Genomic DNA, 2,077 nt, shown 5'->3' on the forward strand with positions numbered 1-2,077 from the left:
GGGGTGGGCTCGTAATACAGGCGCTCGTACACCTCGTCCGCCAGAATCCAGGTGCCCGTCTTGCGGCAATGCGCCAGGATGACCTCTTGCTCGGCGCGCGACAGCGTCCAGCCGGTGGGATTGTTGGGCGCGTTGACGATGAGTAGTTTGGTTTTCGGCGTAATGGCGGCCAGCAGTTCGGCCACATCAAGCCGCCACTCGCCTGCCACCGGCTTGAGGCTGACGCATTTGACCTGCGCGCCCATGATGGCCGGCTGGGCCGTCAGGTTGGGCCAGACAGGCGTCACGGCCACGACTTCGTCGCCGGCATCCACCAGCGCCTGCACCGCCAGCATCAGCGCATTGACGCCGCCTGAGGTCACCGCAATGCGTTCGGCCGTGATCGGCGCGGCCCCCGCACAGCGCAGGCCCGCCGCGTAAGCGGCAATGGCCTCCCGCAGCTCTGGCAAGCCCAGGTTTTGCGCATAAAAAGTCTCGCCCTGCTGCAACGACGCAGCCGCCGCCTCGCGGATAAAGGCCGGCGTGACCTCATCGCTCTCGCCAAACCAGAACTTGAGCACATCATCGCGCCCCATGCCCGCGTTGGCCACCTGGCGGATCATCGATTCTTCAAGATCTAAAACAGTTTTTCTCATGGATAGTCCGTCCGCCTGTGCCGGCTTCAATCAATTATTCAATCAGCCAATTTGAACTCAAGGCCGGACCATCTTGCAGCTGTTAGGCTGCTCGGCCTTTTCGGGCGAAATCGTCTTGATGACGCGAAAGCCGTAGCCGGAACCTTCCACGTCAAATTTCACACCCGGCGAACCCTGCTTGCCCATCAATGCCACCAGCAGCGGTTGCTGGAACTGGTGGTCGGCCGAGCGCATCGCGCCTTTGTGGCCCACGAAAGTAACCGAACTACGCTCCAGCTGCGCCGCCACCGCCCCGGCGTCAGCACTGCCCGCTTTGTCAAGGCTTTGGGCCAGCGCCTCAATCATGAGCTGCATGCGCATGTGAACATAGTCGTCCTGAGGCTTGGGAAAGCGCTGGCGAAAGGATAGGTAGAAGGCTTCGGACTGCGCGCCCGCCTCATTCGGGAACCAGTCGGCCACCGCTATCACCTTGCCCACGCCGGCGTCGCCCAGCGCACCCGGCACGCCCAGCGCGTTGCCATAGAAGGTATAGAACTTGCCCTCGTAACCCACTTCCCTTGCCGCCTTGATCAGCAGCGTCAGGTCGTTGCCCCAGTTGCCCGTGAGCACTGCCTGCGCTCCGCTGGCCTTGATCTTCGCGGCATAGGGAATGAAGTCCTTGACACGGCCCAGCGCGTGCAACTCGTCGCCCACGATCTGCACGTCGGGTCGCTGCGCGCCCAGTTGCTTGCGTGCCTCACGCAGCACGGCCTGCCCGAAACTGTAGTCTTGGCCTATCAGGTAAATGCTTTTGAGCGCCTTGTCGTCCCGGAGCACATCCATGAGCGCGGCCATGCGCATGTCTGCATGCGCATCAAAGCGGAAATGCCAGTAGCTGCACTTTTCATTCGTCAGGATCGGGTCGACCGCCGAATAGTTGAGGAACACCACGCGCTTGTTCGGCTCACGCTCGTTGTGCTTGTTGATGGCGTCAATGAGCACCGCCGCAATCGCCGAGGAATTGCCCTGCGCCACGATGGTCACACCGTCGTCAATGGCCGAACGCAAGGCCGCCAGCGCCTCTTCGTTCTGGCCCTTGCTGTCGTAGCGCTCAACGACCAGGTTGCGCGGGCCGCCTGCCAGCTTCACGCCGCCACGCGCATTGACGCGCTCAGTGGCCCAGACGAGGTTGCGGAACACCGCTTCGCCGGTATTGGCGAATGCGCCTGACAGGCTTTCGATCAGCGCAATACGAACAGGTGCCGGGACAGGCGGCTGGCTTGCGGTCTGCGCGAACGCCGCCGCCGAGGCGCAAAGACATAGGGCCATGAGGAAGCGTTTCAAGTGTTTCTGCATAAAAAAATAGACCCTGGTCTTTTGCCTGATTTGGCTTGAATAAACCGCTTGCACACCTAACTGGGGTGCAAGCGGCAATCACGGTGAGCGCCGCGCAGTGTAAGGGG

At 61.9% G+C, this 2,077-nt stretch carries 2 protein-coding genes; both read right to left on the reverse strand.

The genetic code is table 11. The annotated features are described in order from the left end of the window. A partial coding sequence (locus AC1D1P_RS21785) for an aminotransferase class I/II-fold pyridoxal phosphate-dependent enzyme (RefSeq protein WP_477674408.1) occupies positions 1-635 on the reverse strand: 635 nt, incomplete at its 3' end. A gap of 57 nt (positions 636-692) precedes the next feature. Next, entirely contained in the window at positions 693-1,970 is a 1,278-nt protein-coding gene (locus tag AC1D1P_RS21790) for a branched-chain amino acid ABC transporter substrate-binding protein (RefSeq protein WP_477674409.1), read from the reverse strand. Between the last annotated feature and the right edge of the window lie 107 nt (positions 1,971-2,077).

Source organism: Polaromonas sp. P1_E1_2, assembly GCF_056406035.1.

What these genes read in the sequence shown, in the direction of transcription:
- AC1D1P_RS21790 (WP_477674409.1), bottom strand. Translation starts at nt 1,970, where the DNA reads ATGCAGAAACACTTGAAACGCTTCCTCATGGCCCTATGTCTTTGCGCC.